We start from the raw sequence: 26,276 nt of genomic DNA, 5'->3' as shown, positions 1-26,276 counted from the left end.
ATGAACATTCAAACTCCTCGGACCCTGCCGTTCTATCAGCCCGTCGCGCGTGAATGCGAGCTGTTCGAGACGGCCTATGACAACGGTTTGCCCCTTCTTTTGAAGGGGCCGACCGGCTGCGGCAAGACACGCTTTGTCGAGCATATGGCGGCCAAAATGGGCAAACCGCTTTATACCGTCGCCTGTCATGACGATCTGTCGGCGGCGGACCTGATCGGGCGTTATCTGCTCAAAGGGGGCGAAACCGTCTGGGCGGATGGCCCCCTGACCCGGGCCGTGCGAGAGGGTGGCATCTGTTACCTCGACGAGGTGGTCGAGGCGCGCAAGGATGTCACCGTGGTGCTGCACCCGCTGACGGATACGCGGCGCACGCTGATGATCGACCGCACGGGCGAAGAGCTGGCGGCACCTGCGGCGTTCATGCTGGTGGCCAGCTACAACCCCGGCTACCAGAACGTGCTCAAGCGGCTCAAACCCTCGACTCGCCAAAGATTCCTTTCGATCAGTTTCGATTTTCCCGACACGGAAACCGAGATCGCAGTAGTCGCATCGGAAAGCAGGCTGGAGCCGGGACGTGTTGCGCCGCTAGTCCGTCTGGCAGGCCATATCCGCAACCTCAGCGGGATGGATCTTGAGGAAGGCGTCTCAACCCGTCTTCTGATCTACGCCGCCACGCTGATGGCTGGCGGTATGGGGGTGACCCAGGCGCTTGAGGCGGCAGTCATTGAACCATTGAGCGACGAGCCGGATGTGCAGCAATCGCTGCGCGATCTGGCCAGCACAATCTACGGGTGACGATAATGCACTTGCGCGACCTCATGGAACCCGAAGAGACGGTCGGAAACCTCTGGCACGACATGGCCAGCGGGATCGGGGCTGGCGTCACATACCCCGAAGCGGGCGTGACGCTGGCCTCAGTCCGATCCAGCCTTGCCGTTCTCTTCCGCGCGCTCGGCGGGGCACCGGGGGTCGAACTGGCCGAAGTCGCACCAAGCGTCGTGCAGCATCGGCAGGTGATGCGCCGCAAGCTTGGGGCCGAGCGAGATCGCGAATGGGTGGCGCGTTTCGATGGCGAACGGCTCGCATTGCCACCCGTCATGGAAGCCTTCCCCGACCCGGACCTGAACCGTGCTGCCTTTTTCTGGCTGACGGCACTTGCCGCTGTGAGCGAGGTCGGTGCATTCGATCCGGGCGCGCCCGGCCCGGCACGGGATTGTGCGCATATTCGCGCGAATGCAGTGGCTGCGGACAAGGCCTATCTGGCCTGCCCGGGGCTGCGGAAGCATTACCTCGCGATGTCTGCGTTTTGTGCGGACTCCCGGCCGGACATGTACCGACTCGCCCAAGAGTCCGTAATGGAACAAGCGATCCGCAATCAGCTGTGTGGCGAGGCTCCCAAGCTTGATGCCACAGGTGCAGACGCGCGCAGATACATGCCATGCGCACCTGTCCCCATATGGCTCCGCTTTGAACACCCGGGCACGGGCGGGCAGGCAGCCGACGATGCCGAAGCCGACCCCGCCGCACCGGCACCCGATGCCGCTCTCACTAACCGCAAGCTGGGCGAGCGCAAAGATCAGGATCAGCAGAATCGCAAGGACAGCTTCATCATTCACCGGTTTGAATCGATCCTGTCATGGGTCGAATCAATGAACATCAACCGCAGCGTCGATGACGACGATGACGAAAACGCTCAGAAGGCGGCCGACGATCAGGACAGGATCACCCTGTCGAAACAGGACCGCAAGGTTGCCACGCGGCTGCGCCTGCATCTTGACCTGTCGCCGGCCGATGCTGATCACGAGGCTCTGGCGGGCAAGCACACCTACCCTGAATGGAACCACCGGTCGCACAGTTACATGGAAGATCACTGCCGCGTGCTGGATGCGCCGGCCTTGGCCGATGGAGAAACCTATACACCAAACGAGCGCTATGTCCGCGAAGTCCGCCGCCAGTTTGAGGCCCTGCACCCGCGCCGCGTATTGCAGCCGCGCCAGATCGACGGGGCAGAGCTGGACCTTGACGCTGTCCTGACCGCACTTGCCGACATGGTGGCGACCGGGCGCGGGTCAGATCGTATCTGGCAGGCCGCGCGGCAAATGGATCGCGACGTGTCGGTTGCTTTCCTGTTCGACACGTCGCGGTCCACAGAAGCGGCGATCGGCGATACTTGCGTCATCGACGTGGCCCGTGACACGATGGCGGCATTGGCCGCCGGGATCGACGCGGCAGGCGACCGCTGCGGTATCTGGGGCTTTTCATCGCTGCGCCGTGATCGAGTGTTCCTGACTCGCTGCAAGGGCTTCGAAGATCCGATGTCACCGGCTATCACCGCTAATATTGGCTCATTGAAGCCCGGCCACTACACCCGGCTTGGTGCCGCGATCCGCCATGTCAGCGCGAAATTGGCCGAGGAATCGAGCGTCCGCAAGCTGCTGATCGTGTTGACCGATGGCAAACCCAACGACCTGGACCATTACGAAGGCCAACACGGAATCGAAGACAGCCACATGGCCGTGCGCGAGGCCCGCGCGGCGGGCCAGAGCCTGCATGGCGTGGTGATCGACGAAGATGGGCAGGACTGGTTCGCGCGCATCTTCGGACGTGGTGGGTTTACGCTTTTGCCGAACCCCGAACGCCTGCTGCGCGCATTGCCCGACATCTACAGAACACTGACACAGGAGACCTGATATGCGTTTCTTTCTTTCCCTCACAGGCATCTTCGTTCTAGCAGGCTCGCGCCTCTTCGCGGAAGGCTTCGACCGCCCGATCCCACAGGCGCAATCCGCAACGGCGGAATTCTGGTACGCCGTGGCCTGCATCACGCTTGTTCTGAGCATGGTGGCGGTGCAATGGTTGGTCTCGCGCAGATGACACGGCAGGGCTGGTCCACAACCAAAATCGCGGTTGCGCTATACCCGTTCGGCGCGGGCGCGGCAGCGGTCAATGTGTTCTTTGCTTCACTGATCTTCAGTTGGATAGGCGGACCCGTACTGCCCACCGGCTTGTCGGTCCTCACTGGCGCAATCGTCGGAGTGCCTGCGACATGGTACTTTGCGCGGCACATCCGCCATCTGATGGATGTCGCGGATAAAAGGGCAGAGGTATGAGACCGCAACGGACCCGCCTCGCGGACGGCAGAGTATCAAAGCACAACAGACCGCAAGCGGGAGCTCTATGATGGCTCAGACATCTGCAGAACAAATGCGCCGTTGGCAGGGGCCCGCTTTGTTCAGCTTCGGGTTTCGGCCCTTTTTCCTCTTTGGAGCTGTCTGGGTCATTGTAGCCATGAGTCTTTGGCTGGCTATACTGGCGGGAATGCTGGACCTGCCCACGCAGCTTGACCGTGGATCTTGGCACGCCCATGAGTTTCTGTTCGGCTATCTTGGCGCGGTACTCGCTGGCTTCCTGCTAACAGCCGTTCCCAACTGGACCGGACGATTGCCAATCGTCGGCTTGCCCTTGGCGGGGCTCTTTGCGCTATGGTGCGCCGGGCGCGGGGCGATCCTATTCTCCCAGGTTTTGCCGCCCCTGATCGCTCCCGCAATCGACCTCTCATTTCCCGTCGCGCTTGGCGGTCTGATCCTGCGAGAGATCCTTGCAGGCAAGAATTGGCGCAATTTGATCGTGCTGGCCCTGCTAGCCGTCTTTGCGCTGGCCAATGCGCTCTTTCACTTTGAAGCACTTATCGGTGAATACGCGGCGCAGGGCTATGGACTGCGGTTGGGCCTGGCGACAGCTGTGATGATGATCGCCGTTATCGGTGGGCGGATCATCCCGTCCTTTACCCGCAACTGGCTGGTGCGCGAACAAAGTGCCGTACGTCCTGCCCCACCGATGCAGTTCTTCGACAAGCTCACGCTGTTGCTCAGCCTGCCGATCCTGGCGATCTGGACGCTGGCCCCGTTCACAGTCACGACAGGGCTCTGCCTGCTGGTGTTCGGAATATTGCACCTGATGCGGCTGACCAGGTGGCAGGGGCACCACACTCTGAGCGAGCCCTTGGTGTTTTTCCTGCATGCGTCTTATGCGTTTATTCCACTGGGTGGCCTCGCGCTTGGCCTGGATCAGATCCTGGGCAATCCGGACACGGCGGGGGCACAGCATCTGTGGATGGCAGGTGCGATAGGGGCGATGACACTGGCGGTTATGACCCGAGCCACACTGGGGCACACGGGCCACGAATTGACGGCGGGCAAGGCCACCGTTGCGATCTTTGTATGCACCTTTGCAGCGGCGCTGATACGGTTTCTGACCCCGCTCAATCTGGGCCTTAGCACCCTTTCCGGCGTGTTCTGGCTGTTGGCCTTCGGAGGGTTTGTCCTAGTTTATGGTCCAATGCTTCTGCGGCCAAAGGCATGCAGATCGGGAAATTAGCGAAACTAAGGTGCCGGGTCTCGTCACTCTATTTTGCCAATGTCTGGATCGTATGCTGCACCGAAGCATTCAGACTTACGCTGGCGCAGAATTGTCTTCGGAGCGCGCGCAGCATATCGCTGGTAGGTCAGCCTCATCCGGATGAAGACGGCCCAGAGCCGACCTTGAGCGACGGCGTCCGATGCTGCGTCCGATGCTGCGATTGCAGCTCGCTTTCCGGGCGTTCGCTGCGAAAGCAAAATACACGCAGGTCGAATTGGCGAAACGCGAACAAATCTGCCGTTAAAACGAAGCATTGCAAAGTCCCACTTCAAACCTGGAGTTCGAATACGGGGATATTGATCCAAGAGATTGGTTTAAACTGTCTGCCAATCCGAAATGAAGGTTTACGACTACATTCGCTACCGTTTCCTATCTTTAGCGACTTGAAGCACTCAAGTAAGGGTGCAGAACACAACCACCTGCCTCACACACCTTGAGCTGTGACAAGCTGGAAATGTAGAACCTGTTCATTTCAACAGGTTCTACTTTCCACAAACTGGCTAGGCTCAGGACCCATTGATTTCCGTTTGGCTGTGTGATTCATCGCGTTCAAAACGAGCGGTGAACATGTCTGATCTTTTCTGGTTAAGCGATGAGCAGATGTCGCGTCTGGAGCCCTTCGTCCCAAAGTCCCATGGCAAACCCCGTGTCGATGATCGGCGTGTCTTGAGTGGGATTATCTTCATTAATCGCAACGGGTTACGGTGGCGCGATGTACCTAGGGAATATGATCCACACAAGACGCTCTATAATCGTTGGAAGCGATGGAGTGACAAAGGTATCTTCGCGCAGATGTTGGTCGGATTGGCCGCCATCCACGGCGAAGAAAAGATGGTCATGATCGATGCAACGTACCTCAAAGCCCATCGCACAGCTTCCAGCCTTGCGGTGAAAAAGGGGGACGTAGTCGTCTGATCGGGCACACCAAGGGCGGCATGAACACAAAGTTGCATGCGGTTTGTGAAAGTCGTGGACGCCCTTTGAATCTGTTTGTTACTGCCGGTCAGGTCAGCGACTACATTGGTGCGAGGGTATTGGTCAGCAGTCTGCCAAATGTCGAATGGTTGCTGGGTGACCGCGGCTATGATGCCGATTGGTTCAGAGAAGCGTTGAAAGCCAAAGGGATACGCGCCTGTATCCCCGGTCGAAAGCAACGTAAGACGCCGGTCAAATACGACAAACGTCGCTACAAACGGCGCAACCGGATTGAAATCATGTTCGGCAGGCTGAAGGACTGGCGGCGAGTGGCAACAAGGTACGACAGATGCCCGAAGGTCTTTCTGTCCGCAATCGCGCTCGCCGAACTTGTTATCTATTGGCTATGAGTCCTGAGCCTAGCAACTTGCTTGGCAATTGGTCGTTCTGCTACCCGATCCCACTAAGATTCTGAATTTCTCCGGGTGAGGTTTGTGAAGACGTCAAGCTCGAAGAACCGCAAGTGCCTTACCTTCTAGGGACAACAAACGATTGCTTGGCATAGCTTTTGCGCCGTGTCTATGATCACCCAAAACACAACGCGCTCGGGCATTGCAGGGCGCCTCAGTCTCGGGCGATATATCACCATGAAAGAGAGCAAGGTGAACTCTGACAGCCAATCCTGGAGTGTTCCGGGTTTTGGTGCGCATCACATAGCCAGGCTTCTGGAGAACCGTGGCGCGGATATTGTGGCGCTGCTTAGATCGGCCAACCTGCCCGTGGACCTTCACGAAACTCCGCCGAACTTTATTGATGTTCGCAATGAGCTGCGCCTGCTGGAACTTGCCATTGAAGAGACCGGAGATCCCCTATTTGCGATCTCGGCCGGAAAAACATTCAACCCCAGAAAAACGACGCTTCTCAGCTATGTCGTTCTGAATTCGCCGACCGTTGGCGAGGCAATTGAGAAGGCTGTGACATACGCGCGCTTGGCGCGGGGCTTTGCTAAACTGTCATTATACGAAGAAGATCGTGGCATGTTCCTGGAGATCGATTCCGTCGCCCAGTTGATGCGCTCGGACGGAGCTCATAATGAGTTTCGAGTTTCCGCATTTTTGACCAGTCTTCAGATCGCAGCTGAGACGCCCCTTCCGGTGCTTGAGTTACGGTTCCCGCACGAATTGGCCGAGAAAAAACACGCACAGATCTCCAGTATTTTGTCGGCCCGTGTCAAACAGGGCCAACGCGTTCCGGGTATCCTGTTTGACAAGTCAGTGATGGACATTGCGATCAAAGATACGGACCCCGCATTGCTGTTGCACCTTGAAATGCATGTGCAAAACCTGATGAAAGACTTGCCACCAGCAATCGGTGAAACAAGTTCTTTGGTACAGGGTGAAATAACGTCGCGACTGTCATTCAGTGCCCCGACACAAGATGACATTGCAAAGACGCTGGGGATGAGTGTCAGTACACTTGGACGCAAACTTGCCAAAGAAGGCGCGACCTACAAAGAACTTCTGAAGGACGTTCGTGGACGACTGGCAGAGAAGTATCTTGATGACCCCAAGCTGAGCCTTTCAGAGATTGCCTTTGCGCTTGGGTATTCTGATCAGGCGGCGTTTACCAATGCCTACAAGACCTGGACGGGCCAATCACCAGGAAGTGTGAGAACTGTTTAGCGGATGCTTGTCGAGCGAAACGCCGTCTCAAGCATCCGTTGATAGAGTTCAGCCCGTTTACGACCAAGCATCGGTGCATGCATCACAATTGTCGTCGACCGAAGGCTGTGACGCCAAGCCGGAGCTATGGCCAGATCCTTTGGTGGTTTGCTGGGTTTTGGATTTCGTTTCCGCATGGGTGTGTGCTTGCGAAACTGTTGAACGAACATCCTGTGCATGCCCGCGCTGAGCGTGATCACGCAATGGGCCTGCCATGGACATTCCAGAACTTACAACAAGTGCAAACATTGTGGCGGTTGTAATCATTGCCTTTTTCATCTTTCAGCTCCTTCGAGTTGAGCGTTTGTCACGCTGTCTGTGCACTCAATCTGGCAGTTCACGGCGCGGATTTATTGCGCTGGCATGTCAAGGTTTTGAGAAAACACATCAAGCTGACGCCTGAGCTCCGTGAGATTCAGATTAAATTCAAGACACTTTAGAACTGGACCTCGAAGCCGAAGTTCCAGCCGAAGGAGTGGTCGCCCGAGCTGTTTCCCAATCCGGTTTCACTGGTGATTTCACCATAGAGTTGCGAATGATCTGACAGCGCCATTTCGCCTCCAATGGTCAGGACCGCTGTGTTCTGACCGGGCGCTGTCAGCATCGTGTTTTGACCAAATGAAAGCGACGTCTCGTTGTCGAACGCATGGTAGAAGTCGACTTGTCCGTACAATATGGAACTGTTTGCAAAGGCACGCTCAGCGCGCAGCCCGACACGCGCCATCAACGTATCACCATCCACCAGGGATCCGATCCGGTCACCGCCAGCCCAATCCGAAACATCGCCCATATTGACATCGCTGTAGGCGAGCTGCACTTGCGGCGTGAGCGTCCAATCGTTTTGCAGCGCGAACGGCTTACCAACTTCAACAGATATCTCATAGCCGCTGCCGTCGATATCAACTGTGCCCCCGTCATTCGGACGGATGCTGCCATTGAAATAGCCAAAGCTAAGCTGCCCGTCGATATAGAACTGGCTGTTCGCAACCCAAAGCGCGCTGAGGGTCGCATCGTAAGCGTCGGTCGAGATGTTTGCGCTTGCCAAGCTGGTACCGATGTCAGATGACAAGCTGCTGAGGCCGAACTCCAGTCCGCCGAATACCTGCCCGCCCGCGACCTCACCCAAGGGTACATCTGCGCCATATTGCAGGCCACCGCTGTTTGTCGTCATCTCGCCACTACCAACATCATAGCTTTTGCGTTCGCTTTCGGACTGAAACCAGAACCTTGAACCCGTAGTTGTCGTCAAATCAGATGTCGCCCTGTTGGCGGAGAATGCGTTGGATACGTTGATTTGCGTCACGGGACGAACACTTGGTGCAGACCCGCGTTGACCCAGGCCTTGCGATGGGCCAGCCATGGACATTCCGGCATTTGCGACAAGAGCGACTACAGTTGCGAATTTAACCATTACTTTCATCATCTTTGACCGCCTTTCAGCTCAGCGTGTTTGCTTTGCTGTGTGTGCAATCAATTTGGCAGTTCGCGGCTCAGATTAATTGCGCTGGCAGGTCAAGGTTTTGAGGAAAAACATCAAGTATATGCCTTTTCGCCGCGCCTTTCGAAGCGAGCGACACCAACCAGCCACGCGCTGGTTGCGAAACGGTCATCAGTCAAACTGGCTTGATGGCCGTCGACACACTTTATCATTCCACCATTGGCCTAACAGGCACGAATGGTCGCTGGGTGCGTGATCGAATGGTGAAACGAGATAAAGTGCCCGGGTGCCTCTTCAGCCTTTGGCAAGCCGCACAAACGCGTTTTCGACTCCCATGAACTGTTTGATCCTGGCTCAGATACCTGAGAACTGCGCAACCGCTTTGATCCATTGGCTATGATCAAGGGCGCCGGCGACACCGCGAAGGTGTGGAACAGCCTCCTTCCAGAGGCTGGTACAGTCCGGGCTTTGTAACTTATGTCCGGGCCCGGGCGTTAGCAGCCAGGACCCAGCCTTAAGTTAGAGCTCGTTAGGATTTCTCTGGGAGGATCCACCCAGGCCAACTTAATAATGCGGGTGGATGAAAATTGCCTGATCGCTCAGTTCGTCACCCGACGTCTTGCCAATAACCCAAGTGTAGTCTGAGCCATCCGAAATTGAGAAAGCATCAACATTGACTAGTTCCGTTCTCCAGTTTGAGCCATAAAGGCCCTGCTGTTGGGTCGAAGAAAGGTTCGTTTGACCCGGTTCCAGCTTTGACGAGAAATCAAAGCCACGGTCAGTCATTTTGCCGGTTCGGTGGGTCTTAGCCATCCTGTCAGCGTGGTTGTGTGTTTGCGATACTGCCGGGCGAGCATCATGTGCATTCCCGCGTTGGCCGTGATCGCGCAACGGACCGGCCGTGGACATTCCAGCGCTTACAACAAGTGCGATAACTGTAGCGGATGCAATCATTGCTTTTTTCATCTTCTCGATCCTTTCAACTGAGCTTGTCTGATACGTTCTATGTGAAATCAATTTAGCAATTCGCGACTCAGGTTTCTTGCGCTGGCACGTCAAGGTTTTGCGAAAAGGCACCAAGTTGTTGCCCATTCGCGGTGCCATCCGAAACGAGCCAATCACAGTTAAGCAAACACTGGTATTGTGACTGCCGCCCACAAAGCTGAAGTGGTGGAAATCGACATTTTGCGTCACAGCCGTCATTCATGTATCGAGCAGCATTTGACGCATTGGGCTCTCCTGACACCTTCGACGCGACATGCACGAAGGGCCGGTCCGGTATGAAACGACTTTCGCTGCACGCCGCATCAACAGGCACGACGCGGACTTTGCTTCTCCGATGCGATCAACATCAAGGACTGCAACGCCATCCGGGCGAATGGCGACGCAATGCCGCGAAGACCAACTTCTGACCGGCGTATTTTGGCAGTCTTACTTGAGTTTGGGCGGAAGTCTGCTGGTTAAAGTTGAAAGTTTTGCGACATGTTTTCCGCTTAGGTTGTGGTATCAATATGAGATTTATATTTCTCGACACACTCGGTCAGAGTGAATCACGACATGAGGATTTCATTATGTGCAGAATGTTTGGTGTGTTGGGAGCAGGAAATGGGTGTTCGCCTCTTTCAGCGATGCATCGGCTCGTCCCTGGTGGTCCAGATGAGCAAAACCTTCGCTGGGGAAATGGTTGGGTGCTGGGCCATACGCGCCTGGCCATCAACGGTGTCCTGAACGGAAGCCAGCCCTATACTTCCCCAGGCTTGCACGGCCTTTTCGTCGGGGAAATCTACAATTACAAAGAGCTGGCAAGCCGGTTCGGGATTTCTCTTTCAACGTCAGGTACAGACGGGGAAGTTATTCTGCCGCTCTTCGCAAAATTTGGCCCTGACTTTGTCCGGCACCTTGAGGGCATGTTCTCGATTGCCATCATGGATGTTCGAGATGTTACTTCGCTCTACCTCTACACAGATAGCTGTGCGATCAAGCCTGTCTATTACCTACCAAAACATGACACCTTGGGCTTTGCATCCGAGATCGAGGGGCTGCCGAACTTTGAAGATGATGACAGGGAGATCCATGCCAACGCCTTTGATCGGTATGGCGCATATCGCGCCATGTTGGGGCGACAGACCATTTTTCCGAGCGTCAAGGTTTTGGAGCCAGGAACATATCTGACTTTCCGGAACGGCAAAACAGAGATCATTGAATACACTCCAAATGCAGCCCTCTTTGCTGAAGGCGCAGATACAGTGAGGGATTTCGAGCATGACTTTGGTGAAGGCGTCAAAAAAACGCTCATGACCGATGTCCCGGTCTGTACAACACTATCTGGCGGACTTGACTCAAGCCTCGTTGCAACACTGGCCTCTAACGACCCCAGAATGACCCATGCCTATAACGTTTGGTATCAAGGAAACTGGAAAGAGGACGAGACTGCCTATGCGCGGGAAGTTGCGGCCGCGTCAGGTCTCGAATACCAGCAGGTGACCGTTCGGCATGATCGCTTTCCCGATCAGATTCAGGCGATGTGTCGGTCTCTGAGCCAACCAAATGCAGCCGCGCATTGTCTCAGTACGTTTGAGCTCTACGAGGCCATTGGCAAGGCAGGGTTCAAAGTCGCCTTGGTTGGAGAAGGAGCCGACGACTTCTTTGGCGGCTATGATCGCATGTATGACATCGCGGTGAGCAACGGTGACGATGACGCGATCAATGCCTACGTGTCAGATTTGGCGGCAATAAAACCGGATCTTAGAAAAAATCTGGTCTCTGACGACGCGCAAAACGCTCGGCTTGGCGAAGAATTCACCGATTTCCTGAATAGCCTGCCGGGTGACAGCCTTATTCAAAAGGTGTTGCACTTTGAAGCAAGACATCGATTGCCTTACTACATTCTGCATCGAGTTGATGCGCTGAGTATGGCACATTCAGTCGAAGCACGCGTGCCGTTCTGCTTGCCTACGGTCTATCGTCATGCGCTTTTTGCCCAGGACAAAGACCTTATCGGGGCCGGCCGAAGAAAAGCGCCAATCTATCGGGCCGGATCATCGGTGCTGCCTGCCAGCGTCATCAACAGACCCAAACAACCCTTCTTGTTGCCAATTGCGGGTATGTTCCAGCCAGGCTATCCCGTGTATGACCTGCTGATGGACACCATTGCGACACCGAGCGTGACGGCACCCATCGTCAACGTCGCGGCGCTGCGCGAGATGGTCGAACGCAACCAGCAGTCTCCGTCCAACAAACTCGGAAACGCCATCTGGGCCTGGTTGATCTTCGAACTCTGGGGACAGGAGCACAATGTTCGAATTGGATGAACGGCAAAAGTCTATTGCCTTAATGGTCCTCTGCCCCATCAGCCTGGCGCTGATGGGGTACGCCGTAAAAATGAGTAACCAGTCGCCCGTGGCACTGGTTTTGCTGGCACGGTTTAGCATCTCCGCGCTTGTCTATACCGCATGGCTTGGGATTAGAGGCTTCAACTTTCGTGAGATTCGACCGTCTAGACATGTCCTGAGAACGGCACTCGGCTTTTCCTCGGTCGCCTGCCTGTTTGCCTCGATCTCGTTGATTCCATTGTCAACGGCCCTATGCCTTTCCTACACGGTGCCGATTTTCTCGTATGTGATTTCTGTCTGCATAGGACATATCAAAGCCGATTTCCGGTTTCTCTACGTCGTCGGAGCTGTAGCGGCAATTGCGATGATCGTGCAGCCCTCCGCCGATGTCAGCCTGTTTGGTGCACTGCTGGGTCTTGCCTCGGCGTTCTTTGGTGCCTTGGCTCTGTTCGAGATAAAGAGAATTTCCAGCACAGAAGGCTCGGATGCAATTCTTCTGATGTATTTTCTCTACTCGACACTGGCATTGCTGCTGTTCTCTTTCGTCGCCACTGATACCAATGGTTTGCAACACAGCATTGCGGTATCTGCCCCGGCGTTGATCGGCGTGGGGTTGTTTGGCTTGCTCTACCAGTTCAGCCTTGTGGGCTCGCTCAAGCTCGTTTCGGTCGCAACGGTTTCGCTCGCTTTGCTGGCCGCTGTCGCGCTTGGATATGGCATCGATATCATCGCGATTGGGGCTCAGGTTAGCCCCTGGGCAATGTTGGGGACCGCGCTGTTGGCAGCGTGTATTGGCGCATACAGCCAGGCAAGCCAGTCATAGGTATCTCTGGCAAGCTGCCGCACAACCAAAATCAGAGGTCAGTGCATAACGCAGCATCAGTGAATATGGGCTCTCGCGGCTCCTTCGCAGCGAGATCTATGAACGACCGTTCCAGGATGGAGCGTCTTTCGCGGCGTGCCGCACGAAATAGCAAGACGCGGGACCACCTGAGTGAGCCTCCCCAACTGAACTGGCCCACCGCTATGTTTAGGAAACGGAGGACCACGAATGGCAAACAAGCGACCGAAGCCCGAAGAGATTGTCTCGAAGTTACGACAGGTTGAAGTTTTGATGGGGCAGGTTCGTGTGACGTTCAACAAGCTGTCGGGCGACACATAGTTTTGCCATTCAGAGATGCCTAAGCCATTGATTTTGGGTCATTCGATTTTCGATGGGCGCACGGGTTTTACCATTTGCGACCCAAAGGCTTTCCATCACGTTGGAGCAGCCGAGCAAGACTTAGACTGAATATTTATCGCTTTCTTCGGCGCAGATCGTAGGTAAATCTATCAAAATCTCGGCCAGTTCTTGTCTGACAAGCCTCAGCCGTCCTGCCGATATCACTTCGCTACGCCCCGCCTGTTCGAGTGCAACTGGGAGAATAGTCGACCATAGCCGGCGAATTGAACTTCAACGACAACGTTTGGCTTCGTACTGCAAATCCCTCAAGAAAGTAGCCTTCTCGTCGTCCCATTCCTGCGAAGTGCAGTTTTGAATTTCATTCAACTTGGACCATAAATCGTTTTGCCCGAGTATCGCAGCAGAGCCACAAAGTTTATGCGCCGTTTGCCGATGCGTGTCACTTAACTCATTGGATTTATTTAGACTATCAACAAGCTCAACAACTTCGTTGTTCAGTTCCTTGCAAGCTTCACGGAATTTACCCTCTCCAAAACGGGTTCTAAAGTCATTTTCTGGCTCCATGACCTCAACCCTTTGCGCCTTCACAACCTTAATCAGTTCTGATTTTAAAACAGCCAATGGAACGGGTTTAGCCAGCAACCCCTGAAACTCAGCCGCCAGTATGGCCTCGTGATCTTTGGGGGCTGCATGGGCCGTGACCGCAATGGCTGGCAAATTGCACCACTCGACATTCAGTTCGCGAACTCTGCCGAGTGTTTCGATGCCATCGATACCAGGCATGCTAATGTCCAAAAGAAGGACGTCGAAAGGCTCCGCGCTGAGCTTTTCCAAGGCAGCATATCCATTTTCGGCTTCGGCAACCTCAAAACCAATATCCGCAAGCATGTCGGCCAAGATCATCCGGTTGATTGCGTTATCGTCCACCACCAGTGCTTTCAAACCTTGCCGAACGCTTGCCTGTGGTGTTTCGGAAGTATTCAATTCGCACGCCATTTCAGGTCTGGATGCTGGCAGAGGCAACCGCATGGAGAACAGGCTTCCCTCGCCGAGCACGCTTTCAGCGGAAATGTCGCCTCCCATCGCCTCAACCAGCCTTTTGGTGATAGCCAGTCCCAATCCTGTTCCGCTTTTATCTCGCGCAAAGGCAGTATCGATCGTGACAAATTCATCGAAGATAACATCCAGGTATTCCGGTGATATCCCCACTCCGGTATCTGCAACGCGAAACTCGACCAAGTCGTTGTGCTGAAGTCTTTCAACTTCGATGGAGACTAAGCCGTCTCGCGTAAACTCGATTGCATTGCCCAGGAGGTTCACGAGACATTGCTGCAGCGCCGTTCTGTATCCAAGAACCTCGCAAAGCTCCTCAGATAGAACATCGACCTTCAGATCGTTGCCACGCGCGTCGGCATTTGCTGCGAGGCTATCCGCCACCTCCTTCACGACTTTGCATAGATCAAAATTGGATTTGTCACGCAAAGTATTGCCGGAACCCAGCCGAGAGAAATCCAGAACATCGGTTACATGTGACAGCAATAGCTTACCGGACACTTCGATTGAATGAAGATGCCGCTTTTGCCGGTCTGTCAGGTTGCTATGATCAATCAGTTCGGCAGACCCGAGTATTCCGTTCAACGGAGTACGCATCTCGTGGCTCATCACGGTCAAAAGATCAGATTTGGCCTGTTCACTTTCCTGAGCTTTGTCTCGTGCGGCGCGTAGATCTTCCTCGGTCTTAAGGTCTTCGGTGATGTCCCTAAGAAAAGACACAAAAACCCGCTCTCCGTCGGTTTCGGCAAGGGAAATCGACAGCTCAACCGGAAAGGTCTCTTGCGATTTGCGCAGACCCTCCAGCCGGACACGACCAGCGCCGATGACCTTTTGCTCTCCAGTCTCCAGAAATCGCGCCATACCGTTTCTGTGAAGGTCACGGAGGTGCTCAGGAACGATGAGTTCGGCCATATCAGCGCCGATTGCCTCGGCTTGGCTGTATCCAAAAACATCTTCGGCAGCGCCATTAAACTCCAGGATTCGACCAGACGTGTCGACGACCAGAACCGCGTCCAATGAAGATGTAATGGCAGCTTCAAACCGATTGCTGGCTGACTGACTTTGGCGGGCCAATAACTGCCCTTGCCGAAATAGTTTCACGAGGATTGCAAATGCCAAAAGTAACGCAACGAAAAGCACGACGAGCAATGAAGCCAATCGGATCAGCGTTCCGGCCAACTCAGCCCGTCGGTTTGCGTTTTCCTGCGCAAATCCTTGAATTCCACCAAGCGCAAGTTCGCGAATTTGGGGGCGCAGTGACTGGATTTGCGTTCGCAACTCAGGAAGCCCCGCGCGCAATTGACGATCTGGCCCATCAATCAACGGGATCGTCCAAGATATGAAGTCTTCGGTTGCCCGCAGGGCGGATTGTGCCGCCGGGTCCTCTCGCAAGAATGAAAACAGCGCGCTGCCCGACAGCGTATCCGCACGGCTGTAGAAAATATCGAAACGATTCCGGACGGCCGCCAAGTCAACGTCTGAGTCTTTCGAAGCATCGATAACCGCGACCTCGAGCCTAAGAAGCTCGACTTCGAGCTGGGACATCAGCCAGCTTACGTTGTCCGTTTTGGAAGTAGCCAGGGCATCGAGGTCTGACTTAACCTCACGCCCCAGCGAAAATACGATCACAAGGCCTACAGACAGCAAGCCTATGAACGCAAACATCGGCCATTTCTTCATGTTGACGAAAGGCTCTTGTGTATCGATGGCCTTCTCCTTAGATCCTATTGCGCAACAACCTCCAAGCGATTGAGTTGCCAAATGCTGCGGGCATAAATTTCTTCGGACTGATACGCTTCGTTAGCATCGTAAGGGTAAATGATCCACAAAGGTCCTTTGTCGCGAACCGACATTGCCCGGCTATTGCGCGAGTAGGCGACAATCGGGCCACCTTCTATTGCATCGCTGGTTGGAATGGTGACGGCGTAGTCGTTCAAAGCCACCGCTCGTATGGTCCCCTCTTCCGCCTGAACATGGTTCAATAACACGTCAAGGGAAACGCCTTCAAAGCTTTGCATGCCTTCGGTCCAGATCGTCGTTGTTTCGATTAACTGACTAGGCAGGGCCTCAAGGGCCTTCCTGTCAAATGCCCAAGTGTTCTGACCGTCGTTGGGACCCACATCGCCAGAAACTGTGAGGATGACTTCATCCGCAAGTGTCGATGTACCAAGTGATACGACAAGTATGACACAAAATGATTTGAGTGTTTTGAACATGCGAGATTGTGTCCGTTGGAAGTTGCGACTTTGTCTAATGGGTTTTGACATGGGTCCGGGAAACCGTCTCAGGTGGAAAAGGATAGACCGCTATACTTTAGGATAGGTCAGCGCGCCAAAGGTCAGATCATCAACCTAATTTGTACGCGTTCGCGTTCCCCATTCATGCCATCAAGGTCAGCGCGGCGTTGGTCAAGAGATCAAGCCGGCCAGTGTGACAGAGCAAGAGTCTAGGGAAACAACATGGCTTCACAAATTTTGGCGAATAGTAACCCTTTGTATGGTTCAACTATACCGGGTGCGGTAAAACCGGATCAAAGCAATTGTTCAAGGTCACCCATATCGATGCGGATTCTACTGGCTGATGATCACGGGTTGGTTCGTGACACGATTTCCTCCTACCTCGAAACCGAGGGGCGCGCGGCTGTCGTAGCGGTGCCCGACTACATGGCCGCAATGAAAACACTGTCATCCGAAGATCCATTCGACCTTGTCCTCTTGGACTTTGAAATGCCGGGTATGAACGGGATCGATGGGCTGTCCGATGCAATCACCCAATTCCCTGAACAGGCATTTGCGATCCTGAGCGGAACCGCGCCAAACAAAATAGCGCAGCAAGCGGTTGAAATGGGTGCCGTTGGCTTTTTGCCCAAGACTATGGGCGCCAAATCCCTGGTCAACGCGGTGCGCTTTATGATCGCTGGTGAAACCTTCGTACCGGCTAGCGTTCTAAGCATGGATGGTGACGTCAAAGAAAGCGATTTTTCCCGTCAGCTCAGCCAGCGGGAAAAACAGGTTCTGCACGGATTGTGCCGAGGGCAATCCAACAAAGAAATCGCGCGCGAGTTGGATCTTCAAGAAGTTACGATCAAGCTACACGTGCGGACGCTTTGCAAGAAACTGAATGCAAAAAACCGGACCCAGGCTGCTCTCATCGCGCGGGATGCAGGATTCGAGTGACCCGGGTCCAGAGGTTGGGACCTCAGAATAGGAAGTAGTCGTAGAGTTGATCGTAATCCGCAGCTGCGCCTTCAAGGATCAGCGTAGTTTCGGCTGACAATGCGATTGACACATCGGTTCCGTCCACGATTTCTGAGTTGGCGTTGAACCAATCCAACGTGTCAGCACCACCGCTATCAAGGTTGAGACCACGCAGATCCAGCACATCCCCCTCGCTTATCAAAAAGTCGGTGATCGTATCGGTCGACCCATCCAGATCCTCATCGCGGAAAATGAACCTGTCTGCATCAGCGCCACCGGTGGCTTGATCATCTCCTGCACCAAGGTAAAGCCGATCTTTCCCTGAACCTCCGTCCAGAACGTCGTCACCGCTGGAGCCATTCAGATAATCGTTGCCAGCGCCCCCAATCAACTCGTCATCGTCAGAACCGCCCTTCAGCGTGTCGGAGCCCTCACCGCCAGCCAATGTGTCGTTTCCGGATCCGCCATCCAAAGTATCCGCGCCGAGACCGCCTATCGCGGTATCATCACCTGAGCCCCCAGAGAGACTGTCGTCGCCCGCACCGCCATCTAGGTCATCGTTGCCAGATCCTCCGGACAGCGTGTCTTTTCCGTCGTCCCCGGACAGAAAATCATCACCGGATCCACCTGACAAATTATCACTGCCGTCGCCACCGTTCAGGACATCCGCGCCAGACCCGCCATCGAGTTGGTCATCGCCTGTGCCACCGAACATCTCATCATTGCCCGAACCACCGTCCATAACGTCTTGGCCGTCTTCACCTCGCAATGTGTCAGCTTCGGATCCACCGCGGAGTGTGTCATCGCCCAATCCACCGATAAGAATGTCAAAGCCTGAACCACCGTCCAAAATATCATTGCCGATGCCACCATCCAGCATGTCGTGCCCAGCCGAGCCCATCAGGTGATCATCACCCTGCCCACCGAACAACGAGTCATCGTCTTCTATAAGAACATTGCCGAACTGGTCGTATCGCACACCGTCGTCGTCATATTGCGAGACAATGCCGCTGGTGGCACCGACGCCGGCTCCACCGTGCAGCAGATCGTTGCCGTCATCTCCTTCGAGAACATCCCCTGAACTACCACCTGTTAGGGTGTCTGTGCCGATCCCACCGTATAGTGCATCGCTACCAGCATTGCCTGAAAGGTCATCATCGTAGCTCAACGCGCCTTCGGTGGTCGCGACAAGTGTTAGATCCCTAACCAAAACGCTTGCATCCAAATCGACGGGCGCAAACGGACTGGTTGCTGTCGGGTCGGCGGCACCATCATTCGAATACGATTTCGGAGCCTCTTCGATAAGGTGCAAGCTGGCGTCACCGGTCACATCATCTACGATAACCTGGAAAATGGCGCCTGTTGCAGGTGTCGAGTCATCCATGTCGTGATCGCCTGAGTTGCCACCAACGAACAGGTTTCCGTCTGCGTCAATGATTGCAGCTCCAAACGTCATTGGCGGGACTCCATTCAGGACTTCACCGTCAATCACTGTCGATGTGACTGAAACCGTTCGAAACTCTGGTTCGCCCGAAGAGATGTCGACGATCAACATAACCGTAGCTGCACCTTCGGAACTTGGGCGAGAAACACCGTAGAACGACTGTGAGGCCGCGTCGAACGCAACATCGTAGACTTTGAAATCCACAAGATCGGATGGCAACTTGTATACTGTGGTTACCGGATTTCCATCCGCATCAAACTGATCAACATCGATGACTGCGATACGGTCCATACTGGATTGAAACGACCAAAGGTTGCCCTGATCATCAAAATCCCCGGTCCAAGACCGATATGGCGTACTGCCAACACGGTAGCTGTTTCCTTCGGCGTCCAGCATCACCAAATCAGAGCGGCTAACCACCTGTCCCAGTGAATCCACGCCGTCGCCTACTGCGATGGCATACAGAAGGTCGTCTTCCGTATTGTAACCCATTGAGTTCACATTGACCGTGCCCTCGACGCCCGCCATTTCATAGGCTTGGGTTTCGACATCAAACACATGCAGCGTTCCATTTAGAACCTGATAGAGATTTGATTGCCCATCGGCGAATGCGGAAACCGTCACGGTTTGCCCACCAATGTCGACATCCTTGTCATAGTGAAACGCAGGACCGGACGTATCAATTGTTGGACCGTTGCCTGACACGTCAATCGATCTGATCGTAATGGTCGAGCTGTCATCGTCAGCTGTGAATTGAACGGAATGAGATCCGAAGGCACCGCTCTGAGAAGAAAACTCGGCGACTACCGCACCATCGACCAGCACTTCGACGGCAGCCCCGGAACGACCTGCAGCAAAATTTGTCGCGAGATCCAGGTTCAGTTCATAGACTCCGCCCGCTTCGGTCGTAATCTGCTGCTCCATCTGCTGGTGGCCGTTTGCAAGATCAATCAATCCCCATTCGCCGTTCTCGGCGTAATCAGAAAAGCTGACAGCACCTTCTGTCCCGTCCAGCAAGTTTGCCTCTGCATAGTCACCGTGCAACACGTCATCGCCAGCTTGCCCTTGGAGTTCATCGTCTCCAGCAAGCCCTATCAGGGTCTCTTGCTCACTTCCGCCAAAAAGTTGATCGGACAAACCCGTTCCTGAAATTACATTTGAAGATACCGCAGGCATCATTTCACCTCCTACTTTCAGCTATTTGGAATATTGAATTACCAACCGATACCGTCGATCCGACGGCTCACCGGGCTCTCGGGGAACAAACGCACCACATCCACGACCGGCATCTCAGGTTTACTGGCAACGGCGTTTTGATAAGCGGGATTGCGGTGGCAGACGATGACAGCCTCGGCTTGTTCCATTACGTCTTCGATGCTGTCGCAAAGCATCGATTTGATGGATCCCGCCAGGCTTCGAATGCCAGAGCCCGCGTGATGCATGTAGGCTTGCAACCCACTCAGAGGGGTTTCTTTTGTCACCGCCGGATCATGCAGGACCAACTCCACCCCCTCGGCATGGAGCTCGGCCATGACTTCCAGAATAGGGCTTTCGCGCAGATCGTCGGTGCCGGGTTTGAAAGCCAGCCCCAGAACTCCAACGCGCTTGGCCCCCGTCTTTCGCAGCATCTCGGTCGCTTGATCGATCTGCTCTCGGTTTGAGCGGTCAAGGTTGCCGATCATGGGCAGTTCCACACCCAGTTCTTCGGCTATATGTGTTACCGCCCGCACCTCTTTCGGCAGGCATGAGCCGCCATAGGCAAAGCCCGGCTTCAGATAGTACGGTGACAGGTTCAGCTTTGTATCTTGGGTAAAGACATCCATGACCGCGTGGCTGTCCACACCCAGCGGCTTGCACAAGCGGCCGACTTCGTTGGCAAAGCAAACCTTAGTCGCGTGCCATACATTGTCGACATATTTGATAGTTTCAGCCACTTCGACTGTTGTCAAAATTGGATTTGGATCAACCGGCGCGAAGATGCGCTTCATGACTTCCGCCGTGCGAAAATCGTTGGTGCCAAGCACTGTTTTCGGAGGGTTATGGAAGTCATCTATGGCGACACCTTCCCGTAGAAACTCAGGATTGAAACACACACCAAAGTCCTGGCCTATCTTCTTTTCTGAAAGCCGCTCAAGGATCGGGACCAGTACGTTCATCGTGGTTCCGGGCGGGATCGAGCACCGCATGGCAAAGATGTGGAATCCTTCTTTTTGGCGAAGGCCAACTGCCATCGAGCGAGCCGCCTGTTCAATATAGCTATAGTCGCAGCCCCCGTCCGGAGCGGTTGGTGTTCCTACCGACACAAAGGTAACGTCGGTTTCGCGTACAGCTGCGCTCAGATCGTCGGTTGCAGAGATCAGCCCCTTTTTAACGCCTTGCTTGAGAGTTGAACCAAGATTTTCTTCGTGGATCGGACTCTCTCCGCGCGCGATCTGGCTCACTTTGTTAGGGTCGATGTCAACACCTACGACCCGATGCCCAAGAGATGCTAAACAGGCGGTTGAAACAGCGCCGACATAGCCCAGTCCGACAACACTGATCCGGGATTTTTGGGAAGACGCCGGTATGACAATTTCGGCGTCTTTCTGAGTAATTTTCCTGAGTTCCATAGATTTACCTCCGATTTAAATCCAAGGTAACGCGCTGATTATTTTGAGAAATGTATCTGCAGACTATCCGCGGCGCGCAAATGACGCCGGATGTATACGAATGGTCATCAAACCCATACGACAGAAAAAACCCGCGTGGAAATCCACGCGGGCCAGTCTTCAGGAGGGTGGTGCAAGTGAATCTAAGCTACAGCGACACGGTCATAGATATCCTCGTATCTCACAATGTCGTCTTCGCCTAAGTAACAACCGGATTGAACTTCGATCAGATGCAAAGGCAACTTCCCCGGGTTTTCCAACCGATGGACAGCACCCAGCGGGATGTAGGTCGATTCATTCTCGGAAAGCAGGCTGACTTTGTCACCAACCGTCACGCTTGCTGAACCACTGACGACAACCCAGTGTTCGGCTCGGTGCATATGGCTTTGCAGGGACAGCTTGGCACCAGGCAGAACCATGATCCGTTTGACCTGAAACCGAAGACCCAGCGACAGCGTTTCGTAGTAACCCCAGGGACGATGGCACCGGCGGAACATCTCGGCCTGGTCGGAGCCTTCGTTGCGCAACGCGTCGACTACCTTGCCGACTTCAGCACTGTGCGACATGTCCGCGACCAGAATTCCATCGTCGGTCGCGACTGCAACGATGTCCTTCAAACCCAGCCCGACCAACTTGATATCCGGGTTTTCCGACCTCAGCAGGCTGTCGCGGCAATCAATGGCTGTCGAATTTCCAGAAGTGACATTCGCCCCCTCATCCAGCTGCCCCTGATCCTTCACCGATTTCCAACTGCCCAGATCGGACCACCCGCAGTCCAATTCAAACCCTACGACACCTTTTTCGACATGCTCCATCACCGCATGATCAAACGAGAGGCTCGGACAGCGGGAAAAGGCATTTTGATCCATTCGGTAGAAACCCAGATCCTTTTGACCAAGAGCCAACGCAGCCTCGACCGGTGCAGACATGTCAGGGGCATAAGCTTCAAATGCCTTTAGAACGGTATCGACCCTGAACATGAACATCCCGGCATTCCACAGCCAGTCACCGCTGTTCAACATGCCCTTGGCGGTTTCGGCATCGGGCTTTTCCGCAAACGCAGAAATCAGCAGAGATCCTTGGTACCCGCCTGCAACCCGTAGGTACCCGAAACCCGTCGCGGCATGATCGGGTTTGATCCCAAAGGTGACGATCTTGCCGCGTTTGGCCGTTTTTTCAGCGCGCACCATAGTCCGGCGAAATGCCGGCACGTCCTCAATCGCGTGATCGCTGGGTAGGACAAGCAGGATCGTTTCCGGCTCTTCTTTGTACCGCAATGCAGCTGCCAGAACCGCAGCGGCGGTATTGCGGCCAACAGGTTCCACGATCAGTTCAGACTTTTCGGCATCAACATCTGCCAATTGTTGTTGCGCAATGAACCTGTAGTCTTCGCCCGTCACGATCAGTGGTGCCGAAAATCCAGGCTCGGCCACACGTTCAACTGTTTTCTGAAACAGGCTGTTGTCGCCATCCAGTTCGACGAACTGCTTTGGGTAACTCTTACGAGAGACGGGCCAGAGACGGGTGCCGGAACCACCAGCAAGGATAATTGGCTGAATCATGTGAAACCTCATCATTACAAGTCTGATTTCAGATTATCGGCCCCCGCCCTTATTGCTGTGTGTCATAGGCTTAAGCTCGCTATCGAAAGGATAGGTCTATTAGCCGAACGGCATCTCGATCAGACCGACATAGATCAGGATGGTGGTTAAAAACGTCAGGATAGCGGTGACCATCTGGAACTTGGCAAATCCGCTTTTTAGTGTCTCGGCAAAGCCCGATCCACCGCCTGAGCTTTGGTTGCCTCTGTTCGACCATTTCTGCTTGGACAGGTGAAAGATCATGTAGATCTTGACCGTCGCGTTGATCACTTGATTGAGATACAGGATGAACGGCCAAGTCATATCCGCGCGCCTGCTGTATCCGAACAGGAACAGACACAGCACGATCCGTGAAAACAGCACCCAGATGATGCAGTTCCAGAAGTAACCCGGCGCAATCAGGCTGCCGACAACGGCCATGACCGGACTGACCATCATGGTCCACATGGCGATCCTTTGATCAACGACACACCACCAGATGAAAAACGGCATTGCGGTCGGACCAAGAGCGATTGCGCGACTGCCATTCCGCAGCATGTTGCCCGACCAACGGCGGAAATTCTGAACCATCCGCATGAGGCCGCTTTCCTTGATGACCTCAATCGTGTAGACCGTGGCATCCGGCACGTAGGTCATTTTCGCACCCACGCTCAGCAGGCGATACCAGGTTGATTTGTCATCCCCGGACAGAAACCGGAAATTACCCCAAAGCCAGTGATGCAGGTGATCCGCCTCGATCGTGCGAATGAATTTTTCGTCTAGAATATGGCGCGCGCGAAACACGCTCATTCTCCCCGTCAGCGTCAACACACGACCCGACAAAGCATGGCTTTGCATCGCAAGGCGACGCTGGGCGAACCGCATGTCCAGCCATTTGGCGATCCAGGCCGGGCCATAGCATATGACCTCTTCATCTGTGGTCAGCGCCTGTAATTCTGGATCGCTTGCAAACATTGGCAGGGTTTTACGTAGAACGTCCCCGCCAAACAGGGCGTCGCCGTCCATAAAGATCACCAAATCATCAGGCGAGGCACCGGATCGACAGATCGCCCGCAGGATCAGACCAATCGCCATTCGCTTTCCCGGCTGGTTCTGTCGGATGAATACAAGCGTCGCCAGATCATCCGGGATATCTTGCGCATAGGTTTCGACAAAGTCGCGAATGATCTGCTCATCATATGCACTGCCTGTACCGATATAGATCGTCGTCGGAATCCGTTCGCGGCGGATTTGTCCAAGGATAGACCCCACAACACGTTTGGTGATGGAGGGTTCCTCAAAATAGGTCGTCATCTGAATATGAAGGCGTTTGGGGCGCCAGCCCGCATCCCAAATTGCATCCGCCCGGCGCCGCATGCCCGGCCATTTGCCTTTCGCATAAATCTGAGCCCTTAACGCATGGGTAAACCACCAACCAAATCGCCAGAACCCAAGTGTTCCAAGGACCATCGTGACGTGCAAAACACTCGGGTTGAAGAACCGGTTCGGTACGTTCGCCAACAGCCAGAGCAGCCCCATAAACAAGAGCAAAAACAAGGTGAACTGCGGTAGTGACCACTTGCAAAAATAGTTGGGAACATCCGTTTGCAGCTCCCTTAATCGCCACGCCAGATCCTTGTCGAACTCATATTCAGTCATCGGATCGGCCCACACGCGGGTCCATGGACTTTATCCAGGTACGGAAGCGTGTTCCCAGCTGTCGCTTTGCTTCCAGATTTACCGGGGCTCCCAACCGTAATTGGCTCTTTGTTTGTTTCGAGGACAGGCCGATTGCGCGAACCGTAACAATGATCCCGAACTCTCCGGGTCGTTCAGGATTGTCCCCTGCGCGCACGTCCCAGACCTCACCGGGAATGGTGATCTTCTTTCCCTTTTCATTGAAGCCGATGGTTGCGGGCATGCCGATGTAAATCGTTTCGGCAAACCGTTCCGACACCCATCCGATGGTCATGCGAGGCTCAGCCGTTTCAAAGACCAACTCGTTTGCCGTACCACCGAACGGCTGCCCCTTCCGAACAATGAAGTCTTGAACAATCCCGTCTGTTGCTGCGCGAACGTGATTGTTTTCAATTTTCTGTTGCTGAGCTTCTTTTGTTGCTTCCAACGCCTCTACCGCGGAGGCGCGATTGCGTTCTTCGGCTTCCAGCAAGTTTGCTACGATCAATACTGGATCGACCGACTGCGCCAGCTCAGGGTTGCGTTCACGAAGGCTAAGCCATTGGCGCCGTAGATCGTCAAACCCGCCGTCCTGCACAAACTCTGCATAGAAGCGCATGGCAGCTGCGACGCGTTCGGACAATACCTCCGAGTTGGATAGGGACCGAAGTTCTTTCAAAGCCTCGGAGATTTTGACATCCTCGGTGCGGGCAAGCGCCAGCTCTGCCTCGGTGCGTTTGAGCGCCGCCACAGCTTCCGCATCGTCCATCAAGAATAGAAGATCACCCTCGCGCACCTCCTGCCCAGCCGTGACTTCAATGTGTTCGATGTAGCCGTTGGCTGAAGGGAAAGAAGGGATCATTGGGGCCAGCACGCGCCCGTGTTGGATGTCAATTTGGTCCAAATTGGTGAAAATGTTGTTTCCAATAACGCCAGTCACCGCCGCTGCGATCAGCAGATAGGTCGCCACATTGAGTACAACACGCAAAGATCGTGGAAGAAATCTCGCAGGTTTCTGGGACTGTTCGCCTTCCGTTTCCTCCATCGGCACCAAGTCAACCGGAGTGTCGAGACTGGTTATCACATCTGCGCTGCTGGCCATTCGCCCAGACAACAGAGAGCGATAAAACAGAGCCAACGTCTCGCGTTGCCGACCGCTTAGACCTTCCAGCTGCACTGTGGAATTGGGGCCTGGCTTCGACAAACGTACCGGGAAGCGGATATCTACGCCTTGAAAAGGAACGCTAAGTGTCGCGCTTTTGGGGCATTCAGGCGCGTCGTCCGGCCATTCCAGCCCCGCAAGCGACCAGCGTTCAATCGCGACCACCGCGCCAGAGGGTGTCTCCACGACCAGCGGTGCTTTGACCTTCCAATCCAGGTCCGACCCCGGTGTTTCGTGTAATATACGCAATGTCGCCTCAGAAATTGTTGACAGGACTGAGGTAGCAACAAATCACAGCTTCTGACGGACACACCGACGCATATTTGTACGCAAATAAGATCGCTTCCCATACTAAAGTATATCGGGAAAATCTTCCTGGACCGCGCCAGAGCCTCTTATTGTGTTCTCGAACTTCCGCATTTGCGCTTTAGTTCAGAGGCGCGAGAATACAGCCTTGAGTTGAAACGCTTCACAACAACAGACTGCGAACATCGCTGAAGCGGTTTT

The 26,276-nt window shown here is 54.5% G+C and carries 20 protein-coding genes; 10 read left to right on the top strand and 10 right to left on the bottom strand.

What is annotated here, in order from left to right; translation table 11 throughout:
- The 7 genes from ABLN87_RS13550 to ABLN87_RS13520 all read left to right on the top strand — a co-directional run bounded on the left by ABLN87_RS13550 (position 1) and on the right by ABLN87_RS13520 (position 7,016).
- Complete coding sequence (locus ABLN87_RS13550) at positions 1 to 795, top strand: CbbQ/NirQ/NorQ/GpvN family protein (RefSeq protein ID WP_353011009.1); 795 nt, start codon at positions 1 to 3, stop codon at positions 793 to 795.
- Between the two features lie 5 nt (positions 796 to 800).
- The gene (locus tag ABLN87_RS13545) at positions 801 to 2,690 is read left to right on the top strand and encodes a nitric oxide reductase activation protein NorD (RefSeq protein ID WP_353011007.1); all 1,890 of its coding nucleotides are present in this window, start codon (positions 801 to 803) and stop codon (positions 2,688 to 2,690) included.
- A gap of 1 nt (position 2,691) precedes the next feature.
- A complete protein-coding gene (locus tag ABLN87_RS13540; RefSeq protein ID WP_353011005.1) occupies positions 2,692 to 2,874 on the top strand; it encodes a protein NnrT in 183 nt (60 codons plus the stop codon).
- Positions 2,871 to 3,110 carry an NnrT protein gene (locus ABLN87_RS13535; RefSeq protein ID WP_353011078.1) on the top strand — a complete coding sequence of 80 codons (240 nt, stop codon included), beginning with the start codon at positions 2,871 to 2,873 and terminating at the stop codon, positions 3,108 to 3,110. The genes ABLN87_RS13540 and ABLN87_RS13535 overlap by 4 nt, the downstream gene beginning before the upstream one ends.
- 70 nt (positions 3,111 to 3,180) lie before the next feature.
- Positions 3,181 to 4,377: an NnrS family protein gene (locus tag ABLN87_RS13530; RefSeq protein WP_353011003.1), complete on the top strand. Its 1,197-nt coding sequence runs from the start codon at positions 3,181 to 3,183 to the stop codon at positions 4,375 to 4,377.
- A gap of 609 nt (positions 4,378 to 4,986) precedes the next feature.
- Positions 4,987 to 5,744, top strand: a protein-coding gene (locus tag ABLN87_RS13525; protein WP_353011001.1) for an IS5 family transposase whose coding sequence is annotated in 2 segments (ribosomal slippage) — positions 4,987 to 5,308 and positions 5,308 to 5,744 — 759 coding nt in all. Because the reading frame shifts where the segments join, the coding sequence is not laid out codon by codon here.
- 237 nt (positions 5,745 to 5,981) lie between these two features.
- On the top strand, positions 5,982 to 7,016 hold the full coding sequence (locus tag ABLN87_RS13520; protein ID WP_353010999.1) for an AraC family transcriptional regulator: 1,035 nt from the start codon (positions 5,982 to 5,984) through the stop codon (positions 7,014 to 7,016).
- Between the two features lie 57 nt (positions 7,017 to 7,073).
- On the opposite strand, the gene ABLN87_RS13515 is transcribed toward ABLN87_RS13520, so the two are convergent.
- The 3 genes from ABLN87_RS13515 to ABLN87_RS13505 form a co-directional block, all read right to left on the bottom strand.
- The gene (locus ABLN87_RS13515) at positions 7,074 to 7,334 is read right to left on the bottom strand and encodes a hypothetical protein (protein WP_353010997.1); all 261 of its coding nucleotides are present in this window, start codon (positions 7,332 to 7,334) and stop codon (positions 7,074 to 7,076) included.
- Positions 7,335 to 7,491: 157 nt separating this feature from the next.
- Complete coding sequence (locus ABLN87_RS13510) at positions 7,492 to 8,415, bottom strand: autotransporter outer membrane beta-barrel domain-containing protein (RefSeq protein WP_353011076.1); 924 nt, start codon at positions 8,413 to 8,415, stop codon at positions 7,492 to 7,494.
- A 642-nt stretch (positions 8,416 to 9,057) separates the two neighbouring features.
- A complete protein-coding gene (locus ABLN87_RS13505; RefSeq protein WP_353010995.1) occupies positions 9,058 to 9,696 on the bottom strand; it encodes a hypothetical protein in 639 nt (212 codons plus the stop codon).
- Between the two features lie 377 nt (positions 9,697 to 10,073).
- Here ABLN87_RS13505 and ABLN87_RS13500 point away from each other — a divergent pair, with 377 nt between their 5' ends.
- Both ABLN87_RS13500 and ABLN87_RS13495 read left to right on the top strand, forming a co-directional pair.
- Positions 10,074 to 11,804, top strand: a complete 1,731-nt coding sequence (locus ABLN87_RS13500; RefSeq protein ID WP_353010993.1) for an asparagine synthetase B family protein — start codon at positions 10,074 to 10,076, stop codon at positions 11,802 to 11,804.
- Entirely contained in the window at positions 11,788 to 12,648 is an 861-nt protein-coding gene (locus ABLN87_RS13495) for a DMT family transporter (RefSeq protein ID WP_353010991.1), read from the top strand. The genes ABLN87_RS13500 and ABLN87_RS13495 overlap by 17 nt, the downstream gene beginning before the upstream one ends.
- A gap of 630 nt (positions 12,649 to 13,278) precedes the next feature.
- Here ABLN87_RS13495 and ABLN87_RS13490 read toward each other — a convergent pair.
- Both ABLN87_RS13490 and ABLN87_RS13485 read right to left on the bottom strand, forming a co-directional pair.
- Complete coding sequence (locus ABLN87_RS13490) at positions 13,279 to 15,741, bottom strand: ATP-binding protein (RefSeq protein ID WP_353010989.1); 2,463 nt, start codon at positions 15,739 to 15,741, stop codon at positions 13,279 to 13,281.
- A 44-nt stretch (positions 15,742 to 15,785) separates the two neighbouring features.
- The gene (locus ABLN87_RS13485; RefSeq protein WP_353010987.1) at positions 15,786 to 16,277 is read right to left on the bottom strand and encodes an oxidoreductase; all 492 of its coding nucleotides are present in this window, start codon (positions 16,275 to 16,277) and stop codon (positions 15,786 to 15,788) included.
- A gap of 345 nt (positions 16,278 to 16,622) precedes the next feature.
- Between ABLN87_RS13485 and ABLN87_RS13480 the strand changes: the two genes are divergently transcribed.
- The gene (locus ABLN87_RS13480) at positions 16,623 to 17,237 is read left to right on the top strand and encodes a response regulator transcription factor (protein ID WP_353010985.1); all 615 of its coding nucleotides are present in this window, start codon (positions 16,623 to 16,625) and stop codon (positions 17,235 to 17,237) included.
- Between the two features lie 22 nt (positions 17,238 to 17,259).
- Here ABLN87_RS13480 and ABLN87_RS13475 read toward each other — a convergent pair whose 3' ends face one another.
- The 5 genes from ABLN87_RS13475 to ABLN87_RS13455 form a co-directional block, all read right to left on the bottom strand.
- Positions 17,260 to 19,839: a calcium-binding protein gene (locus tag ABLN87_RS13475; protein ID WP_353010983.1), complete on the bottom strand. Its 2,580-nt coding sequence runs from the start codon at positions 19,837 to 19,839 to the stop codon at positions 17,260 to 17,262.
- 77 nt (positions 19,840 to 19,916) lie between these two features.
- Positions 19,917 to 21,311 carry a UDP-glucose/GDP-mannose dehydrogenase family protein gene (locus ABLN87_RS13470; protein ID WP_353010981.1) on the bottom strand — a complete coding sequence of 465 codons (1,395 nt, stop codon included), beginning with the start codon at positions 21,309 to 21,311 and terminating at the stop codon, positions 19,917 to 19,919.
- 182 nt (positions 21,312 to 21,493) lie between these two features.
- Positions 21,494 to 22,912 (bottom strand): mannose-1-phosphate guanylyltransferase/mannose-6-phosphate isomerase, encoded by a 1,419-nt coding sequence (locus ABLN87_RS13465; protein ID WP_353010979.1) that lies wholly within the window; start codon positions 22,910 to 22,912, stop codon positions 21,494 to 21,496.
- Positions 22,913 to 23,011: 99 nt separating this feature from the next.
- Positions 23,012 to 24,589, bottom strand: coding sequence for a glycosyltransferase (locus ABLN87_RS13460; protein ID WP_353010977.1), 1,578 nt, complete (start codon positions 24,587 to 24,589; stop codon positions 23,012 to 23,014).
- The gene (locus ABLN87_RS13455) at positions 24,582 to 26,018 is read right to left on the bottom strand and encodes a biotin/lipoyl-binding protein (RefSeq protein ID WP_353010975.1); all 1,437 of its coding nucleotides are present in this window, start codon (positions 26,016 to 26,018) and stop codon (positions 24,582 to 24,584) included. The genes ABLN87_RS13460 and ABLN87_RS13455 overlap by 8 nt, the downstream gene beginning before the upstream one ends.
- Between the last annotated feature and the right edge of the window lie 258 nt (positions 26,019 to 26,276).

Source organism: Ruegeria sp. SCP10, assembly GCF_040329495.1.
Classification (GTDB): Bacteria; Pseudomonadota; Alphaproteobacteria; order Rhodobacterales; family Rhodobacteraceae; genus Ruegeria.
Note: the sequence above shows the minus strand (reverse complement) of the source record. Positions and strands in the feature narration are given on the sequence as shown.

What these genes read in the sequence shown, in the direction of transcription:
- ABLN87_RS13550 (WP_353011009.1), top strand. Translation starts at nt 1, where the DNA reads ATGAACATTCAAACTCCTCGGACCCTGCCGTTCTATCAGCCCGTCGCG.
- ABLN87_RS13545 (WP_353011007.1), top strand. Translation starts at nt 801, where the DNA reads ATGCACTTGCGCGACCTCATGGAACCCGAAGAGACGGTCGGAAACCTC.
- ABLN87_RS13540 (WP_353011005.1), top strand. Translation starts at nt 2,692, where the DNA reads ATGCGTTTCTTTCTTTCCCTCACAGGCATCTTCGTTCTAGCAGGCTCG.
- ABLN87_RS13535 (WP_353011078.1), top strand. Translation starts at nt 2,871, where the DNA reads ATGACACGGCAGGGCTGGTCCACAACCAAAATCGCGGTTGCGCTATAC.
- ABLN87_RS13530 (WP_353011003.1), top strand. Translation starts at nt 3,181, where the DNA reads ATGGCTCAGACATCTGCAGAACAAATGCGCCGTTGGCAGGGGCCCGCT.
- ABLN87_RS13520 (WP_353010999.1), top strand. Translation starts at nt 5,982, where the DNA reads ATGAAAGAGAGCAAGGTGAACTCTGACAGCCAATCCTGGAGTGTTCCG.
- ABLN87_RS13515 (WP_353010997.1), bottom strand. Translation starts at nt 7,334, where the DNA reads ATGAAAAAGGCAATGATTACAACCGCCACAATGTTTGCACTTGTTGTA.
- ABLN87_RS13510 (WP_353011076.1), bottom strand. Translation starts at nt 8,415, where the DNA reads ATGGCTGGCCCATCGCAAGGCCTGGGTCAACGCGGGTCTGCACCAAGT.
- ABLN87_RS13505 (WP_353010995.1), bottom strand. Translation starts at nt 9,696, where the DNA reads ATGACGGCTGTGACGCAAAATGTCGATTTCCACCACTTCAGCTTTGTG.
- ABLN87_RS13500 (WP_353010993.1), top strand. Translation starts at nt 10,074, where the DNA reads ATGTTTGGTGTGTTGGGAGCAGGAAATGGGTGTTCGCCTCTTTCAGCG.
- ABLN87_RS13495 (WP_353010991.1), top strand. Translation starts at nt 11,788, where the DNA reads ATGTTCGAATTGGATGAACGGCAAAAGTCTATTGCCTTAATGGTCCTC.
- ABLN87_RS13490 (WP_353010989.1), bottom strand. Translation starts at nt 15,741, where the DNA reads ATGAAGAAATGGCCGATGTTTGCGTTCATAGGCTTGCTGTCTGTAGGC.
- ABLN87_RS13485 (WP_353010987.1), bottom strand. Translation starts at nt 16,277, where the DNA reads ATGTTCAAAACACTCAAATCATTTTGTGTCATACTTGTCGTATCACTT.
- ABLN87_RS13480 (WP_353010985.1), top strand. Translation starts at nt 16,623, where the DNA reads ATGCGGATTCTACTGGCTGATGATCACGGGTTGGTTCGTGACACGATT.
- ABLN87_RS13470 (WP_353010981.1), bottom strand. Translation starts at nt 21,311, where the DNA reads ATGGAACTCAGGAAAATTACTCAGAAAGACGCCGAAATTGTCATACCG.
- ABLN87_RS13465 (WP_353010979.1), bottom strand. Translation starts at nt 22,912, where the DNA reads ATGATTCAGCCAATTATCCTTGCTGGTGGTTCCGGCACCCGTCTCTGG.
- ABLN87_RS13460 (WP_353010977.1), bottom strand. Translation starts at nt 24,589, where the DNA reads ATGACTGAATATGAGTTCGACAAGGATCTGGCGTGGCGATTAAGGGAG.